The sequence below is a fragment of the Azospirillum sp. TSH58 genome, from assembly GCF_003119115.1.
In the GTDB taxonomy this organism is placed as follows: domain Bacteria; phylum Pseudomonadota; class Alphaproteobacteria; order Azospirillales; family Azospirillaceae; genus Azospirillum.
The window spans coordinates 1,949,778-1,966,398 of sequence record NZ_CP022364.1; the positions used below are offsets into that span (position 1 = coordinate 1,949,778).

Sequence of the window (16,621 nt, forward strand, 5' to 3'; positions counted from 1 at the left end):
GGGTGGGCATGGGGGATGATGGGCGGGATGACGGGCTGAAGGACGATCCGGTCGCGTTGCGCTCGCCGGCGCTCTGCCGCTTCTTCGGCGCCGTCATGGCGCGGCGGATGCGGCGCGACTTCCACGCGGTGCGGCTGGCCCGGCCGGGCTGGCCGGCCCTGCCGGCGGACCGGCCGGTGATCGTCTGCCTGAACCACCCGTCCTGGTGGGACCCCGCTCTGCTGATCGTGATGGGGACGACCCGCTACCGCGACCGGCCGGGCTACGGCCCCATCGAGGCGGCGATGCTGCGCCGCTACCGCTTCATGGCGCGCATCGGCCTGTTCGGGGTCGAGCCGGGCCGGGCCGGGGCCGCCGCCTTCCTGCGCCATGGCCGGCGCATCCTGGCCGATCCGCGGTCCATGCTGTGGATCACCGCGGAGGGAGCCTTCACCGACCCGCGCCGCCGCCCGGTCCGCCTGCGTCCGGGCATCGCCCATCTGGTCCGCCGCGCGCCGGAGGCGCTGGTGGTGCCGCTCGCCGTGGAATACCCGTTCTGGGACGAGAGCACGCCGGAGGCGCTGGCCCGCTTCGGCGAGCCCCTACCGGCGTCCACCTTCGCCGGCCAGCCGGTGCCCGACATCGCCGCCGCGCTGGAGCGGCGGCTGGAGGCGGTGATGGACGCGCTGGCGCTCGACGCGCAGAGCCGCGACCCGGCGCGCTTCCTGACGCTGATCGACGGCACGGCGGGGGTGGGCGGCGTCTACGACCTGTGGCGCCGGGCGCGCGCCTGGGCCGGCGGACGGCGCTTCACCCCCGCGCATGGTGACGCATCCGATAAGGAGGGGGGGTGCCGCCCATGACCGCCGCCACGCTGCTGGCCGCGCTGGCCCTGGCGCTCGCCCTGCTGCCGCTGGGGCTGGGCCTCGTGAATCTGTGCCTCTACCGCCGCCCGCGGGCCGAGCCGCCGCCGGGCGCCGCCGTCAGCATCCTGATCCCCGCCCGCAACGAGGAGGCCACCATCGCCGCTGCGGTGCGGGCGGCGCTGTCGAACTGCGGCGTGACGGTGGAGGTGGTGGTGCTGGACGACCATTCCACCGACCGCACGGCGGAAATCGTCCGTGCCATTGCCGCCCGCGACCCGCGCCTGCGCCTGGAGACGGCGCCGCCGCTGCCGCCGGGCTGGTCGGGCAAGCAGCACGCCTGCCAAGCGCTCGCCAAACTGGCGCGGCACCCGGTGCTGCTGTTCCAGGACGCCGACGTGCGGCTGGCCCCGGACGCCGCCCGGCTGGTCTGCGCCGCGCTTCTGGCGGGCAAGGCGGGGCTGGTCAGCGGCTTCCCGCGCCAGGAGACCGGCACCCTGGCCGAGGCGCTGGTCATCCCGCTGATCCATGTGCTTCTGCTCGGCTATCTGCCGATGGTCGGGATGCGCTGGTCCTCCAGCCCGGGCTTCGCCGCCGCCTGCGGTCAACTGATCGCGGTGCGGCGGGACGCCTACGAGACGGCCGGCGGTCATGCCGCCATCGCGACCTCGCTGCACGACGGGGTGACCCTGCCGCGCGCCTTCCGGCGGGCGGGGCGGGGGACCGACCTGTTCGACGCGACCGGCCTCGCCCGCTGCCGGATGTATCGCGGCTGGCGGGAGGTGTGGTCCGGCTTCTCGAAGAACGCGACGGAGGGGATGGCGACCCCCGTCGCCCTGCCGGTCTGGACCCTGCTGCTGTTCAGCGGCCATGTCCTGCCCTGGCTGCTGCTGGGCTGGGCGGCGCTGGTCCCGCTGCCGGACGCAGTGGTCATCATGGCGGCGCTGGCCGTGGCGGCGGGGCTGTCGTTCCGCTTGCTGCTGGCCGTGCGTTTCCGTCAGAGTCTGGCCGGCGCGCTGCTCCATCCGCTGGGCATCCTGATCCTGCTGGCGATCCAATGGTCGGCGCTGCTGCGCGCCCGCCGGGGCCGCCCGGCGGAATGGCGGGGCCGCGCCTATCCGTCCACCTCACGAACGGGTGCACCATGACTCGCTGGCAGTTCCGGAACGCTCGTCGCTTCGCCGCCGGTGGATGGCTGGCCGCTCTGGCGGTCCTTCTGGCGACGGCCCAGGCCGCCGCCGCCGATCTGGCCATCACCGTCGCCAACGTCGCGAACGCCCAGGGAAAGGTGCTGGTCGCGGTGTGCACGCCGGAGACCTTCCTGGGGCCCAACTGTCCCTACACCGCGGCGGAACCGGCGCGGCCGGGCAGCGTCACCGTGGTGGTGCACAAGGTGCCGCCCGGCACCTACGCCGTGCAGTCCTTTCATGACGAGAATCAGAATCTCGAACTCGACCGCAACTTCCTCGGCCTGCCGAAGGAGGGGGTCGGCTTCAGCAACGACGCCCCCATGCGCTTCGGCCCGCCGCGCTACGCCGACGCCGCGCTGGCCGTCGCCGAGCCGGTGACGCGCACGACGCTGACCCTGCGCTATCTGGTCGAGCGCTGATCTTCACATCATCGGCACCAGACGCCGCCGCCGGGGCGGCGGGTTGCCGCCCTTGCAGGGGCTGTAGCCGCCCGGCGCCAGCTGCCCCAGCGTGATGCCGGTGGCCGCGGCGATGTCGGCCAGCCGCTCCAGCCCCAACACGCGGGTGGCGGCGAGCGCGATGCGCCCGCAGGCCTCGGCGTCGCTGCCGGCGCGGTGGTGGTCCAGCGCGATGCCCAGATGGTCGGCCAGATAGTTCAGCTTGTGCGCGGCCAGCTGCGGCCACGCCTTGCGCGCCAGAACCACGGTGCACAGGTAGCTGCAGGCCGGCCAGTCCAGCCCGTAATCGTCCAGCGTGTGGCGCAGCACGCTGATGTCGAAGGAGGCGTTGTGGGCCAGCACCAGACGCCCCTCCAGCCGGCGGGCGAAGCGGTGCCAGACCTCCGGGAACTCCGGCGCGCCGGCGACATCCTCCGCCCGCAGGCCGTGGACGGCGGTGTTGAAGGGGTTGAAGCGCATCTCGCGCGGGCGGATCAGATGCTCCTCCGTCTCCACCACGCGCCCATCCTCGATCCAGGCGACGCCGATGGAGCAGGCGCTGGTCCGCAGTTCGTTGGCGGTTTCGAAGTCGATGGCGACAGCCTGCATAACGTCTTTCCTCAACCGAGGATCAGGCGGGTGACGTCCTCGGGCAGGTCGCCGTCGAGCGCCATCAGACGGACCCTCATCAGGCAGGCCACCGCGATGGCGTCGGTGATCTCCCCGCGCTTGACCATGGCGTAGGCCTCCGCGAAGGGGACGTGGCGCAGCTGCAGGACCTCGGTCTCCTCCGGTTCCGCCTGCCCCTGCTCGATCCCCCAGGCGAGATAGCAATGGGCGGTCTCGTCGGTGATGCTGTTGGAGAGATGCATGGTCAGGATCGGCAGCCAGTGGCGGGCGGTCTGGCCCGTCTCCTCCAGCAGCTCGCGCCGGGCCGACTCCACCGGATCGACGCCCTTCTTGCCGCCGCCTTCCGGGATCTCCCAGCTGTACTGCTCCAGGGGGAAGCGGTACTGGCCGACCAGCGTGACGCGGCCCTGGTCGTCGATGGGAACCACCCCGGTCGCCAGATTCTGGGCGTGCATGACGCCGTAGATGCCGGGGTTGCCGAGCGGGGTCAGCACGTCGTGCTCCACCACCCGCATCCATGGATTCTCGTAGATCGGCTTGGTCGTCAGGACGGTCCAGGGGTTGCCGGTCTTGTGCGGCACGCCGGTGCTCCTTGCGCGGGGTGGGGAACGGGCTGTGGGGGTGCTGGGGCGGAACTATAGGCATTGCAGGGCCATGCTGCAACGCGGCGCGCTTTGGCCGCCGCGCCGCGCGTCGGCGCCGTGACCGCAGGCGGCGGGTGTTGCGGAAATATTTCACAGTTAGATAAAATTTTCGCGACAGTTCATGCAAGTCCTCTCCAACTGTTCGCGCTGGTTACTTGACTCCCCGACTGTTGAGGTCTACCTCTATATTGTGCGGTATCCGTTGATGCCGGCGGTGGCCGTCCTTCGTGGGGCAGCAATTTTGGAAACGCAGCGCCGGATGCGGCACAATTTTCAGGATAGGGAGCGCTGGCGCAACCCGGACTGGCGGACGAAATTCGTCGCCTGGTGGGAAGGCTACGACCTCGCCGCGCTGTCCCGTCTGGCCCGCACCGCCCCGGCCTCCCGCCTGCCGCTGCGCGGCCCGGTGGCGGCTCTGGGCTCCGCCGCTCCCGCCGCCGCCCTGCCGCCCGAGGCGCCGCGGGCCGATGCCGATCTTGAGCGGCTGGAGAACCTGCAGCTGGACCGCCAGGGCGAACCGGTCTGGTCGGTCGCCCGCACGGAAGGGGCGCAGATGCTGTGGGGCCAGGACTGCGTCGGCCCTGGCGACTCGCAATGGATGGTCGAATCCGTCCGCTCCTTCGGGCTGAACCCGGCCAAGAGCGTGCTGGACCTGTCGGCGGGGCTGGGCGGACCGGCGCGCGGCATCGTCGACAGCTACGACACCTGGGTGACCGGGCTGGAGATGTCGCCCCTGCTGGCCAAGCTGGGGATGGAGCGGTCCAAGGCGCTGGGCGTGTCGAAGAAGGCGCCGATCGGCCATTACGACCCCGAGCATTTCAACCAGGCGGGCTCCTTCGACCTCGTGCTGGCCGACCGGGTGATGCACCGGGTGCGCGACAAGGAGGGCTTCCTCGACCGCGTCTGCGACTGCGTGAAGCCGAAGGGCGGCGTGCTGCTGTTCGATTACGTGATCGAGGGCACCCCGTCCTCCTGGGAGAGCTGGAACGGCTGGCGCGACTCCGAGCCGCTGGAGGTCTATCCCTGGTCGGCCACCCGCATGGCCGACGAGCTGACCCAGCGCAACCTGGACCTGCGCATTTCCGAGGATCTGACCCAGTTCCACCGCCGTCAGGCCGTGGATCGGGTGCGCCGTCTGGGCGAGGCGCTGAAGACCGCCGCCCCCGAGCCCCGCGTGCTCAAGGCGCTGGCCCGCGAGCTGGCGCTGTGGTGGTCGCGCCTGCGCGTGCTGGGCAGCGGGCTGCGCTTCTGCCGCTACGTGGCGATGCGCCCGACCTGACAGGTCCTAATCGCAGGCGCGCGGTTCGATCTTGCGTTCCGCCGCGAAGCGCCGGGCCGACTCCGCCACCAGCTTGCGGATCAGGGCGCGGCGCGGCTCGATGGGGCCGGAGACGTCCAGCCAGCGCTCCCCGTCCCACTGCTGCACGTGCAGCGGCGCGATCCCCTCATGGTCGGCGCAGGTGATGCGCAGCGGCTGCATGAAGCCGTCCAGCCCCAGCGCGGCCAGCCGTTCGGCGGTCAGGTCCAGATGGTCGAAGCCCCAGGCCACTTGCGCCCCGGTCAGCGGCCGGCGCCCATACTTTCCCTGCGCGGTGCGGATGGCCTCGACCAGGACGGCGGCGTTGAAGACCCCCCGGTTGTAGAGCACCGTGCCGATCTGGCCGGGATCGCCGGCCCCCAGCCCATGGGCGTGGACCCGCTCGCGGATGGCGCGGATCACCGGCAGGTCCGCCCCGGCGGCGTGGAAGGCCACCGCCTTGTAGCCGACCGCCGCCGGGCCGACCGGCCGGACGTCCAGCTCCGACCCGGCCCACCAGACGCCGATCATGCGGTCGGCGGGGTAGCCGGCGGCGGCGGCATCGCGCAGGGCGGTGGAGTTCTGCACGCCCCAGCCCCACAGGATCACGTAGTCGGGCCGGTAGTGGCGGGCGATCTGCGTCCACACCGCGCGCTGGTCCAGCCCCGGCGGGGCGACCGGGAAGCTGCGCATCTCGAAGCCCAGCGGGCCGCGCAAGGCCTCCAGCATGGGCAGCGGCTCCTTGCCGAAGGCGCTGTCGTGGTAGACGTAGGCGATCTTCCGCCCGCGCAGCCGCTCCGTCCCGCCCAGTTCCGCAGCGATGTGGCTGATCGCGGCGTCGATGCCCGTCCAATAGCTGGCCGGGGCGTTGACCGCGTAGGGGAAGACCCGCCCGTCCGATACGTCCGCCCGCCCGTAGCCGGAGGAGAAGACCGGGATGCGGTCGGCGGCCCCGCGCTCGATCAGGGCGTAGGTGATGCCGGTGGACAGCGGCAGCACGGCGGCGGCCCCGGTCGGACCCTTGCCCTTCAGCCGCTCGTAGCAGTCCACCCCGCGGTCGGTGTTGTAGCCGGTGTCGCACTCCTCCCAGGCGATGGGCACGCCGCCGATGCCGCCGTCGCGCCGGTTGACCAGCGTCAGATAGTCGGCCACCCCGTCGGCCAGCGGGATGCCGTAGGGCGCGTAGGGGCCGCTGCGGTAGACGAGGTGCGGGAAGAACTGCGCCCCTTGCGGCGACTCCGGGGCAGCCCCCGCCGGCGCGCCGACAAGCACCCCCGCCAGGGCCGCAACCGCCAGGGCCACACCCGTCAAGGCCGTGGCGCGCCATGCCATTCCGTTTCCTCCACCCGTCGCGCGCCGGGCCGTTCCGCCCGTCCGCCTGATTATCATTTCCCGCGATTCTAGTACGGACCGGCCCCATTTCGCACGAAGAGAGCGCAGCCCCCACGCTTGCGCTTGCCTGCCCTTTGCGAGGAGCCGTTTGAAGGGGGGCGGGACCGGCACTAAATCAGGCGGTTGAGACATGCGGAAACCATGGCCGCCGCCCGGCCGGTCCGCCAATAACGCGAAGGAGGGGTACCGTGACGACGTTCACCGGTCAGGACTCGCTGAAAACCCGCCGCTCCCTGTCCGTCGGGGGCAAGAGCTACGATTATTTCAGCATCAAGGCCGCGGAGGACGCCGGACTGGGCGACCTCTCCCGGCTGCCCTATTCCATGAAGGTGCTGCTGGAGAATCTCCTGCGCTTCGAGGATGGGCGCACCGTCTCCACCGACGACGTCAAGGCGGTGGCCCAGTGGCTGCACGACAAGCGGTCCGACCGTGAGATCGCCTACCGCCCGGCGCGCGTGCTGATGCAGGACTTCACCGGCGTGCCGGCGGTCTGCGATCTGGCGGCGATGCGCGAGGCGATGGCCGCGCTGGGCGGCGATCCCAAGAAGATCAACCCGCTGGTGCCGGTCGATCTGGTCATCGACCACTCGGTGATGGTCGATTTCTTCGGCAGCCCCTCCGCCTTCGAGAAGAACGTGGAACTGGAGTTCGAGCGCAACCTGGAGCGCTACGCCTTCCTGCGCTGGGGCCAGAAGGCGTTCGACAACTTCCGCGTCGTGCCGCCGGGCACCGGCATCTGTCACCAGGTGAATGTCGAGTATCTGGCGCAGGGCGTGTGGACCGACACCGACCCGGCGGGCAAGCTGGTCGCCTATCCCGACACGCTGGTCGGCACCGACAGCCACACCACCATGGTGAACGGGCTGGGCGTGCTCGGCTGGGGCGTCGGCGGCATCGAGGCGGAGGCGGCCATGCTCGGCCAGCCCATCTCCATGCTGATCCCCGAGGTCGTCGGCTTCAAGCTGACCGGGCGGCTGAAGGAGGGCACGACGGCGACCGACCTCGTGCTGACCGTCACCCAGATGCTGCGCAAGAAGGGCGTGGTCGGCAAGTTCGTGGAGTTCTACGGGGCGGGGCTGGATCACCTGACCCTGGCCGACCGTGCCACCATCGGCAACATGGCCCCGGAATACGGCGCCACCTGCGGCATCTTCCCGATCGACGCGGAGACCATCCGCTACCTGACCTTCACCGGCCGCGACGCCGACCGCGTGGCGATGGTCGAGGCCTACGCCCGCGCCCAGGGCATGTGGCGCGACGCCGGCACGCCGGACCCCGTCTTCACCGACACGCTGGAGCTGGACATGACGACGGTCGAGCCGTCGCTGGCCGGCCCGAAGCGCCCGCAGGACCGCGTGCCGCTGTCCGGGGCGGCGCAGAGCTTCAGCGGCGATCTGGTGGGGACCTTCAAGGCGGAGGACGCCGACCGATCCATCCCCGTGCAGGGCTGCGGCTACAGCCTCGACCAGGGGGCGGTGGTGATCGCCGCCATCACCTCCTGCACCAACACCTCCAACCCCGCGGTGCTGGTGGCCGCCGGCCTCCTGGCCCGCAAGGCGGTGGAGAAGGGGCTGAAGTCCAAGCCCTGGGTCAAGACCTCGCTGGCGCCGGGCTCGCAGGTGGTCACCGACTATCTGGCCAAGGCCGGGCTCCAGCCCTACCTCGACCAGCTCGGCTTCAACATCGTCGGCTACGGCTGCACCACCTGCATCGGCAACAGCGGCCCGCTGCCCGACCCCATCGCCGCGGCGGTGGAGGAGGGCAACCTCGTGGTCGCCGCGGTGCTGTCGGGCAACCGCAACTTCGAAGGCCGGGTGAACCCGCACACGCGGGCGAACTATCTGGCCTCGCCGCCGCTGTGCGTCGCCTACGCGCTGGCCGGCAACATGAAGATCGACCTGACCAGGGACCCCATCGGCACCGGCCATGACGGCCAGCCCGTCTATCTGAAGGACATCTGGCCGACCAACCAGGAGGTCCAGGACGCCATCGACGCCTCGCTGTCGGCGGAGATGTTCCGCAGCCGCTACGGCAACGTGTTCGAGGGGCCGGCGCAGTGGCGCGGCATCCAGACGGCCGAGGGCCAGACCTACGAGTGGCAGGCCGGCAGCACCTACGTGAAGCTGCCGCCCTTCTTCGCCGACATGCCGAAGACGCCCGAGGCGGTCAGCGACGTGCGGGGCGCCCGCGCGCTCGCCGTGCTGGGCGACAGCATCACCACCGACCACATCTCCCCCGCCGGCTCGATCAAGAAGACCAGCCCGGCCGGCGAGTATCTGCTGAGCCATCAGGTGCGCCCGCAGGACTTCAACTCCTACGGCGCGCGGCGCGGCAATCACGAGGTGATGATGCGCGGCACCTTCGCCAACATCCGCATCCGCAACGAGATGCTGGTGGGCGTGGAGGGCGGCGAGACCCGGCACTATCCCTCGGGCGAGCAGTTGCCGATCTACACCGCGGCGATGCGCTACGCCCAGGAGGGCGTGCCGCTGGTGGTCATCGCCGGCAAGGAGTACGGCACCGGCTCCAGCCGCGACTGGGCGGCCAAGGGCACCAAGCTGCTGGGCATCCGCGCGGTGATCGCCGAAAGCTTCGAGCGCATCCACCGCTCCAACCTCGTCGGGATGGGCATCCTGCCGCTGCAGTTCAAGGACGGGCTGACCCGCAACGATCTGGCGCTGGACGGCACGGAGACCTTCGACATCGACGGCATCGAGCAGGACCTGCGCCCGCGCAAGGACGTGACGATGACCATCACCCGCGCCGACGGCCAGACGCGGCAGGTGCCGCTGCTGCTGCGCATCGATACGGTGGACGAGGTCGAGTATTACCGGAACGGCGGCGTGCTGAACTTCGTCCTGCGGAACCTGGCGAAGTAGCGGACCCCGGCGGGGAGGCCGCGGCGCCTCCTCCCCGCCTCGCGGCGTCCCGGCCGGGCCTCACTCTCCGTAGGCCGGGTCGGGGGCGCTCAGGATCTCCTGGATGCTCTGGACGATCAGGGTGCTGCCATGGGCCGAGAAATGGCCCTGGTCCAGGAAGTAGAAGCCCTGGTCGTCCCGGATCCGGCAGAGCGGAAGGGCCTTGCACGGGTCGGGGTCGCAGAAATAGTCGGAGGTGTCGACGAACCGCGCGCCCTGCGTCGCCGTGATGACCGGCTGGTCGGCGGCTTGGCCGGTGATCGAATAGGCCCGCTCCGACTTCATGAAATAGGTGTGGTCGTAGGGGTTGCGAAAGCGGAAGACCGGGCTTTGCCCCAGCACGACGATGCGGATGCCCCGGTTCAGCAGGGTCTCCACGGTTTCATGCAGGCGGCGGAGGTCGAGGGCGTTGGTGTCCATGTACCATTCCCACCGCGCCGCCATGATGACGATGCGGATGCCGTTGCGGTCGATGATCTCCTCGACCCGGCTGTTGAACTCCTGGCAGTTCGGGCGGGCGTTGACGGACAGATCCTTGATGGGCGGGCAGCCGGACGCCGTGTACTGGACGATGTTGAAGGGCAGGGTGTCGGCGACGGTCTGGAGCCCCGGCACATAATGGGCCGCGAAGGAATCGCCCCAGAGCAGGGCGGTGGGCGCCTTCGCCTTCAGGGGGCCGATCCGGCAACTCTCCAGGCCCGGCCACGCCTCGGGCGGCTGGTCGGTTTCGAGGAAGCAGGTGTGTTCCTTGTAGAGTTCCCGTCCTGAGATGTCCTGCGGCGCGTAGTCGGTGAAGCGCTGCGGCAGTCCGTTGGTCAGATGGCCGATCAGCCCGACCCCCGCCAGCCCCGCCATGGCCCAGCCGGTCCGGGCGAAGACCTTGGACGGCTGGCGGTCCGACGCCGTTCCCGCCTCCGCCCTGGGCTTGCGGAAGGGAACCTCGATCAGCCGCCAGGACAGCACGGACACCGCGGCGATGGCCGCGAGAAGGACCAGCGTCTCCTTGGTGGACAGGTCCCGCCCCTTGTGGAAGCGCGCGAAGACCATCAGCGGCCAATGCCAGATGTACATCGAGTAGGAGATCAGGCCGATGAAGACCATGGGACGCAGCGTCAGCACCGTCCCGACCGCCGTCGGGCCGCTCCGCCCCGCATGGATGACCAGCGCCGCGCCCAGGCAGGGCAGCAGCGCGGCGTAACCCGGAAAGGCCGTCGCCTCCGTCAAGGCGAACACGCTGACGAGGATCAGCGCGGCACCGAGCGCGGCAGCCAGTTCCCGCACCGCGCGGCTGGGGATGTCCGGAACGGCGCCGAAGGCGAGAAGGGCGCCCAGCACCAGCTCCCACAGCCGGGGCGGCAGCAGGTAGAAGGCGGCCACCGGATGATCCCGCACCAGGAACACGCCCAAGGCGAAGGACGCCGCCGCCGCGGTCAGCAGAACGGCGATCCACACCGGGCGCCCGTACGGGAGCAGGACCAGCAGGGCGAGGGGAAAGACGATGTAGAACTGCTGCTCCACCCCCAGCGACCAAGTGTGGAGAAGCGGGTTCATCTCCGCCGCGTTCTCGAAGTAACCGGACTTCAGATAATAGACGATGTTGGACGAGAACAGCGTGGTCGCCGCGAGGTTCTGGGAAAAGCTCTTCAACTCCTGGGGCGACAGCAGAAACAGGGCGAGCACCGTGGTGACCGCCAGCGCCGCGAACAGGGCGGGAAGGATTCGGCGGATGCGGCGGACATAGAAGGTGGCGAGGGAGAAGCTGCCGCGCCGCGCATCGTTCAGGACGATCGAGCCGATGAGATAACCCGAAATCACGAAGAACACATCGACGCCGATGTATCCGCCGCTGAACAGGGAAAACTTCGCGTGGAACAGCAGAACCGAAAGGATCGATACCGCGCGCAGGCCATCGATGTCGGGGCGGTACGTCATGGGACCCGCAAGGTTTGGGTGAAACGAAGGCGCGGGTTAGCGGTCCCGAACCCGGTTCTACGGCGGGAGGCGAGCGACGATGGGCGCAGGGTTGTCCGGTCAGGCGGGGGAGCGCAGCGGTTCCGCTCCCCGACAATCCAATGATGTCGATCCAGTGATGTCGATGAAGACTATGGATAAAGACGCTGAATTATGGGCGTAAGGTTTGCGTTGTTATCGCTTGGATTGCATCAATGTTTTTGGTGTGGTTGATAGGAAAATGCCCTTGAATTCGATGGTATGGCATCGGAGCGCGGTGTTGAAGAAAATTCTTGAATGAATGTCCTTAGGGTGTCGGCATTTTGAATGATGTAACAAGGATGCAAAGGTAATCGGCGGCCGATGGGGTAGAGGAGGCACCCGTTATTGCGTGGGGTGTCTGGGGTCCGACCGGGCTTTCACAGTGAATCCGTGTGCTCCGCCGGGGAGTTGGTCACGGCCCCGTCTTCTCCGCCCAGCCCGCCTCGCGAACCGCCGGCGCGTAGCTGCGGCTGACCGGCACGCGCAGGCCGTTGCGCAGGACCAGCACCAGCTTGCCGTCGGGCTTGCGCTCCACCCCGGCGACGGCCGCGGCGGCGACCCAGTGGGAACGGTGGACCTGCATCCCGTCCAGCCCGGCCAGTTCGGCGATGGCGTCCCGCAGCCGCATCAGGATCAGGTCGCTGCCCTCCGTGGTGTGGGCGCGGACGTAATGGTCCTCCATCTCCAGCGCCAGCAGGTCCCGGCCGAGGCGCGCGGGCAGGCGGGCGAGGAAGGCGGGCTCCGGCGGGGTTGCCGCCGCGTCGTCCGGGAGGGGCGGGGCCGGCGCCGGCACCGGTGCGGCGAGAAGCCCGCGGTCGCGCAACTCCAGCCAGACCGGAATGGCGGAGACCAGAACGGTGACGAGGGCGACGTAGACGAATAGCTCCGCCAGACCCAGCGGGTGCAGCATGTCCTTGCCGCGCAGCGACTTCTCCAGCAGCGCCACGGCCAGCGTCATCGGCGCCGCCACCGCCAGCGTCACCCCGGCCAGCATGGCGCGCCACGCCTCCGGTCTCTCCCTCAGCCGGCGGGTGGCGGCCAGGGTCAGAAGCTCGAAGGCGAAGCCGCCCAGCCCGATCAGGCCGACCCAATAGGCCAGCCGCTGAGCCAGCGTCAGATCCGCGAAGGTGCCGAAGGGACCCAGCAGGGCCAGCACCAGCGCCGCGGCGAGCAGCACCGGCAACCGCCGGCCCAGCAGCCGGCGGCGGTAGGGCGTGCGGGGCTGCCCCATGTCAAGTGTGTCCATGGCGGGTGTGTCCATGGCGTCACGCAGGGTCACGCGCTGGCGGAGCGGGCGGACTGTTCCAGCGACTTGATGTGGGACAGGCCGGGCAGGATTTCCGACTTCACGAATTCCATGCGCCGGTTCGGGCCGCCGCCGCCGCGGGCGAAGCGCGCCTTCCACAGGTCCATCTTCACCGCCAGACCGCACAGCACGCCGCCGATGGTGACGTGGTGGGACGCGATCAGCTCGCGGATGGAATGGAAGGTCTCGGCGTTGATGTCGCGCCAGAAGTCCTTGGACCGGTTGTCGAAGCTCTCGAAGCGCCCGGTGATCGAGGTGGAGATGTCGGTCAGGTCGCGGCTGATCTCGTCCAGCATGCGCATCTGCCGGGCGTCGCGCTTGACCTCGGTGGAGCTGCGGATCTCGGCCATCCAGGAGAGGAAGCGCTGGATCTCCGGGACGATGTCGTCCAGGCATTTCTTGAAATAGGCCAGCGACAGGAAGATGTCGCCGTACTCCTCGAGGAACTGCGGGATCTCTCCAAGCTCGATGTCCAGCCGGTCGGCCATCATGCGCAGGTTGCGCAGCGCCTCGTCCCGGTTGGGGTTGGAGAACATGCCGATGATGTCCTTCACGTCCTGGACCTGCATGTCCTCGGACCCGTAGACATACTCGACCAGCGGGCGCGTGAAGACGCGCATGTAGTTGGTCAGCTCCTCCTTCTTGCGGTCGGACAGGGTCAGCGACTCGACGCTGTTGACGTCGATGTTCATCCGCCGCAGCTCGATGCGGGAGGTGTAGACGTCGAAGCTGGAGGCGGCGGCGATCTTCTCGATCTTGACAATGTCGCGCTCCACCTCCTCCTTGTAGGATTCGAAATAGGCGGTGAGGTGGCGCGGCGAGACCTGCCCGCTGCCGGTCTGGACGTCGTGGAACATCTCGACGACGGTCTGCAACCGCACGTTCTTGATCAGCCGGGCGTGCTGGAGTCCCGGCGTCTCCAGCGGGATGGCCGACAGCGGCATGATGTGCAGCGCGTCGCGGGCCTCGTCCTCCCACTGCTTGCGCCGGCCTCCGCCCTGGGAGCGGGCGGATTTGTCGCCCGCAACCTCGGCCACAGCCTCGCTGGTGTCTGCCCCGTCGCTCAATGCCATCTCCCCGCAAGCCGGCGCCCATCCGCCCGCTTGGCCACTGTCGCGGTCCCCCACAAGGATAGCGGGTTGAGGGGGGCAGGCAAGGGTTGAAGGGGGCGTCCCGGAGCAATGTCATAGCACCGGTCGTACAGAAACGAAAAGGGCCGGTCCGCGGCGGACCGGCCCTTTCGCAACCTCCGGGGAGGTTTCGGAGAAACCACCGGGCGTCACCAACAAGACGCCCCAGGCGTCAATGGACCTCAAAGACACCCCAGGCGTCAATGGACCTCAAAGACGCCCCAGGCGTCAATGGACGCTCAGCGGCTCCATGTCGTTCTGGCGGACGGTGGCGAAGGCCACGTCGCGTTCGGCCAGCACCGTCAGCGGCGTGCCGTCGGCGGCGTGGACGGAGAAGGCCGGGGCGTCGTCGACGGTCACCGGCCGCACATAGGCCACATGGTCCAGCCCGAAGGTGGCGAAGTCCTGGGGCGACAGTTGGCGCAGGTAGGCCGCGGCCTTGTCGATGTCGAAGCTGTTCATGACGCAGTCCTTTGGACGAATCGGTCGAAGAGGTGCGAGGCGGCGGGCGATCACGATGGCGGACAATCGCGATGGCGGACAATCGCGATGGTTGGCCGTCAGGCCGGTCAGGCGTCGCCGCGGTCGGGGGCGACGTCGATGGTCTGCGGTCCGGCGGTGCCGCTGGCGGCCTGGGCGGGCTGTTCGATCTTGATGGTGCGGACCTTCGGTTCCGGCAGGGGCCGCTTCAGGTCGATGTTGAGCAGGCCGTTGTCGAGCGAGGCGCCGACCACCTCGATCCCCTCCGCCAGCACGAAGCTGCGCTGGAACTGGCGGGCGGCGATGCCGCGGTGCAGGTAGATGCGCGAGCGGTCATCGGTCTGGCGGCCGCGGATGACGAGCTGGTTGTCCTCGATCTGGACCGACAGGTCCTCGGAGGTGAAGCCGGCCACGGCCAGCGTGATGCGCAGGCCCTCGTCCCCGATCTGTTCGATGTTGTAGGGCGGATAGCCTTCCGCGGAATTCTTGGCGATGCGGTCCAGCGTGCGCTCGAACTGGTCGAAGCCCAGGAGCAGCGGACTGTTGAAGAGCGAAAGACGTGTCGTCACGGCGCATCCTCCTCGAGAGGCGAGCGAGTTGCACATTGGGCCCGTTTCCGGCGCCCGGCTGGCTGGCGGCCCGAAAGGGGAGGATCGGCGCCGCTCCGTCATAGATTGGGGTAGGCCGCCCGGCGGTCAAGGTTCGCCGTTGCGGCAAAGCGCCCCCGCCCCTCGGGCGGGGGCCAGCGCCGGGGACTCAGACGAGGGGATTGGCGGCCGGCGCGGTGAAGACGAAGCGCCGGCTCGACCAGTAGTTCCAGGCGAAGGTGACGGCGGTCGCCGCGATCTTGGCGGCCAGCGGGGGAACGGTGGGGACGAGCAGCCCGACCACCAGCGTCGACAGCCCCAGCCCGACGAGGTTGAAGGCCAGGAACAGCGGCAGGCGGCGGGCCATGGGGGCCGCCTCGCGGCGCAGGCGGAAGGTCCAGCTGCGGTTCAGCAGGAAGCTGCACAGCACCCCGGCGCCGTAGCCGACGGCGTTGGCGGCCAGAACGGGGGTGCCGGCCAGCGACACCAGCGCCAGGAACAGCGCGAAATCCACCCCGGTGTTCAGCAGGCCGACCACGGCGAAGCGGATGGCCGTCCAGGGAACGGCCCGCCCCCGGCCTTCGCCGCGGCTCAACTGTTCGCCCCGCTTTTGGCCTCGATGCGGGAGAAGGCGCCGGCGGCGGCGGCGATGCCGGTTCCCAGATGCACCTCGACGGGGACCGGCGCCGGCTGTCCGTCGGCGGCGGCCTGGGCCGCGGCCTGGACAGCGGCCTGGACGGCGGCTTGGTGGGCGGCGATGGCGTCGGGATGGCGGGCGATGCGGTCCACCACGAACAGCGGCCGCTGCTTCGTCTCCATGTAGAGCCGCCCCAGATACTCGCCCAGGACACCCAGGATCAGGAGCTGGGTGCTGCCCAGCACCAGCGAGACGACCATCACGCTGGTCCAGCCGGGGACCGTCGCGTGCTGCGACCAGCTCACCAGCGCGTAGCCCAGCGCCAGCACCGCGCACAGCGCGAAGAAGAAGCCGATGTAGGAGGCGGCGCGCAGCGGCTTGATGGAAAAGCTGGTGATGGCGTCCACCGCGAAGCGGATCATCTTGCCCAGCGGGTACTTGGTCTCGCCGACGGCGCGGGCCTGCCGGTCGTAGGGCAGCGGCTCCTGCTTCAGCCCGATCCAGCTCACCATGCCGCGGATGAAGCGGTGCTGCTCCGGCATGGCGTTCAGCACCTCCAGGGCGCGCCGGCTCATCAGGCGGAAGTCGCCGGTGTCCTTGGGGATCTCGATGTCGACCAGCCGGTCGAGCAGGCGGTAGAACAGCGCCGCCGTGCCCTTCTTGAACCAGGTCTCGCCGTCGCGGGCCATGCGGGTGCCGTAGACCACGTCGGCACCGGCGTCCATGCGGGCCATCATGGTGGAGAGCAGTTCCGGCGGGTCCTGCAGGTCGGCGTCGATGATCAGGATGCGCTCGCCCCGGCAGACATGGAGACCGGCCGTCAGGGCCAGCTGGTGGCCGTGGTTGCGCGACAGCCGCACCCCCGTCACCGCCGGATCGTCGCGCACCAGATCGGCGACGCGGCTCCAGGTGCCGTCGCGCGACCCGTCGTCCACCAGGATCAGCTCATAGCTCTCCCCGACCTCGGCGCGGCAGGCCGCGGACACCCGGCGGTGCAATTCGCCGATCCCCTCGGCCTCGTTGTAGCAGGGAACCACCACGGACAACCGCGGAGCCCCGGCAACGGCGTGCTGCATAAACCTTCTCCCCTCACCGCCTCCCGTCCGCCCCCCGGCCCGATGGCCGTCCCACCGACGGCT

Annotated in this window: 15 protein-coding genes; 5 read left to right on the plus strand and 10 right to left on the minus strand. The window is 69.7% G+C overall.

The window, feature by feature from the left end; genetic code table 11:
- Positions 1-8: 8 nt before the first annotated feature.
- From TSH58p_RS12725 to TSH58p_RS12735, 3 genes are read left to right on the plus strand one after another with little or no spacing between them, the layout of a single operon-like run.
- Positions 9-842, plus strand: a complete 834-nt coding sequence (locus tag TSH58p_RS12725; protein ID WP_109070666.1) for a lysophospholipid acyltransferase family protein — start codon at positions 9-11, stop codon at positions 840-842.
- Complete coding sequence (locus TSH58p_RS12730; protein WP_109070667.1) at positions 839-1,990, plus strand: glycosyltransferase family 2 protein; 1,152 nt, start codon at positions 839-841, stop codon at positions 1,988-1,990. The genes TSH58p_RS12725 and TSH58p_RS12730 overlap by 4 nt, the downstream gene beginning before the upstream one ends.
- On the plus strand, positions 1,987-2,451 hold the full coding sequence (locus tag TSH58p_RS12735; RefSeq protein ID WP_109070668.1) for a DUF2141 domain-containing protein: 465 nt from the start codon (positions 1,987-1,989) through the stop codon (positions 2,449-2,451). The genes TSH58p_RS12730 and TSH58p_RS12735 overlap by 4 nt, the downstream gene beginning before the upstream one ends.
- Before the next feature lie 3 nt (positions 2,452-2,454).
- On the opposite strand, the gene TSH58p_RS12740 is transcribed toward TSH58p_RS12735, so the two are convergent.
- A complete protein-coding gene (locus tag TSH58p_RS12740) occupies positions 2,455-3,078 on the minus strand; it encodes a 3'-5' exonuclease (protein WP_109070669.1) in 624 nt (207 codons plus the stop codon).
- A gap of 11 nt (positions 3,079-3,089) precedes the next feature.
- Positions 3,090-3,680 (minus strand): NUDIX hydrolase, encoded by a 591-nt coding sequence (locus TSH58p_RS12745; RefSeq protein ID WP_109070670.1) that lies wholly within the window; start codon positions 3,678-3,680, stop codon positions 3,090-3,092.
- A gap of 322 nt (positions 3,681-4,002) precedes the next feature.
- Here TSH58p_RS12745 and TSH58p_RS12750 point away from each other — a divergent pair, with 322 nt between their 5' ends.
- The gene (locus TSH58p_RS12750; protein WP_109070671.1) at positions 4,003-5,022 is read left to right on the plus strand and encodes a bifunctional 2-polyprenyl-6-hydroxyphenol methylase/3-demethylubiquinol 3-O-methyltransferase UbiG; all 1,020 of its coding nucleotides are present in this window, start codon (positions 4,003-4,005) and stop codon (positions 5,020-5,022) included.
- Between the two features lie 6 nt (positions 5,023-5,028).
- Here TSH58p_RS12750 and TSH58p_RS12755 read toward each other — a convergent pair whose 3' ends face one another.
- Entirely contained in the window at positions 5,029-6,372 is a 1,344-nt protein-coding gene (locus TSH58p_RS12755; RefSeq protein ID WP_109070672.1) for an ABC transporter substrate-binding protein, read from the minus strand.
- Between the two features lie 248 nt (positions 6,373-6,620).
- Here TSH58p_RS12755 and acnA point away from each other — a divergent pair, with 248 nt between their 5' ends.
- Positions 6,621-9,311 (plus strand): aconitate hydratase AcnA, encoded by a 2,691-nt coding sequence (gene acnA, locus TSH58p_RS12760; RefSeq protein WP_109070673.1) that lies wholly within the window; start codon positions 6,621-6,623, stop codon positions 9,309-9,311.
- Positions 9,312-9,371: 60 nt separating this feature from the next.
- Here the strand turns inward: acnA and TSH58p_RS12765 are convergent, their stop codons facing one another.
- The 7 genes from TSH58p_RS12765 to TSH58p_RS12795 all read right to left on the minus strand — a co-directional run bounded on the left by TSH58p_RS12765 (position 9,372) and on the right by TSH58p_RS12795 (position 16,558).
- The gene (locus tag TSH58p_RS12765) at positions 9,372-11,282 is read right to left on the minus strand and encodes an acyltransferase family protein (RefSeq protein WP_109070674.1); all 1,911 of its coding nucleotides are present in this window, start codon (positions 11,280-11,282) and stop codon (positions 9,372-9,374) included.
- Between the two features lie 472 nt (positions 11,283-11,754).
- Positions 11,755-12,588: a LytTR family DNA-binding domain-containing protein gene (locus tag TSH58p_RS12770; protein WP_109070780.1), complete on the minus strand. Its 834-nt coding sequence runs from the start codon at positions 12,586-12,588 to the stop codon at positions 11,755-11,757.
- A gap of 29 nt (positions 12,589-12,617) precedes the next feature.
- Positions 12,618-13,715 carry a hypothetical protein gene (locus tag TSH58p_RS12775; RefSeq protein ID WP_109070675.1) on the minus strand — a complete coding sequence of 366 codons (1,098 nt, stop codon included), beginning with the start codon at positions 13,713-13,715 and terminating at the stop codon, positions 12,618-12,620.
- A 291-nt stretch (positions 13,716-14,006) separates the two neighbouring features.
- Positions 14,007-14,240, minus strand: coding sequence for a DUF1150 family protein (locus TSH58p_RS12780; RefSeq protein WP_094301653.1), 234 nt, complete (start codon positions 14,238-14,240; stop codon positions 14,007-14,009).
- 107 nt (positions 14,241-14,347) lie between these two features.
- On the minus strand, positions 14,348-14,827 hold the full coding sequence (locus tag TSH58p_RS12785; protein WP_014239222.1) for an Hsp20 family protein: 480 nt from the start codon (positions 14,825-14,827) through the stop codon (positions 14,348-14,350).
- A gap of 187 nt (positions 14,828-15,014) precedes the next feature.
- Complete coding sequence (locus TSH58p_RS12790) at positions 15,015-15,440, minus strand: GtrA family protein (RefSeq protein ID WP_146205893.1); 426 nt, start codon at positions 15,438-15,440, stop codon at positions 15,015-15,017.
- Positions 15,437-16,558 carry a glycosyltransferase family 2 protein gene (locus TSH58p_RS12795; RefSeq protein ID WP_109070676.1) on the minus strand — a complete coding sequence of 374 codons (1,122 nt, stop codon included), beginning with the start codon at positions 16,556-16,558 and terminating at the stop codon, positions 15,437-15,439. The genes TSH58p_RS12790 and TSH58p_RS12795 overlap by 4 nt, the downstream gene beginning before the upstream one ends.
- Positions 16,559-16,621 lie beyond the last annotated feature (63 nt).

Excerpts from the sequence above, each read along its gene's own strand:
- TSH58p_RS12725 (WP_109070666.1), top strand. The coding sequence starts at position 9 with ATGGGGGATGATGGGCGGGATGACGGGCTGAAGGACGATCCGGTCGCG.
- TSH58p_RS12730 (WP_109070667.1), top strand. The coding sequence starts at position 839 with ATGACCGCCGCCACGCTGCTGGCCGCGCTGGCCCTGGCGCTCGCCCTG.
- TSH58p_RS12735 (WP_109070668.1), top strand. The coding sequence starts at position 1,987 with ATGACTCGCTGGCAGTTCCGGAACGCTCGTCGCTTCGCCGCCGGTGGA.
- TSH58p_RS12740 (WP_109070669.1), bottom strand. The coding sequence starts at position 3,078 with ATGCAGGCTGTCGCCATCGACTTCGAAACCGCCAACGAACTGCGGACC.
- TSH58p_RS12750 (WP_109070671.1), top strand. The coding sequence starts at position 4,003 with ATGCGGCACAATTTTCAGGATAGGGAGCGCTGGCGCAACCCGGACTGG.
- TSH58p_RS12755 (WP_109070672.1), bottom strand. The coding sequence starts at position 6,372 with ATGGCATGGCGCGCCACGGCCTTGACGGGTGTGGCCCTGGCGGTTGCG.
- TSH58p_RS12765 (WP_109070674.1), bottom strand. The coding sequence starts at position 11,282 with ATGACGTACCGCCCCGACATCGATGGCCTGCGCGCGGTATCGATCCTT.
- TSH58p_RS12770 (WP_109070780.1), bottom strand. The coding sequence starts at position 12,588 with ATGGACACACTTGACATGGGGCAGCCCCGCACGCCCTACCGCCGCCGG.
- TSH58p_RS12780 (WP_094301653.1), bottom strand. The coding sequence starts at position 14,240 with ATGAACAGCTTCGACATCGACAAGGCCGCGGCCTACCTGCGCCAACTG.
- TSH58p_RS12795 (WP_109070676.1), bottom strand. The coding sequence starts at position 16,558 with ATGCAGCACGCCGTTGCCGGGGCTCCGCGGTTGTCCGTGGTGGTTCCC.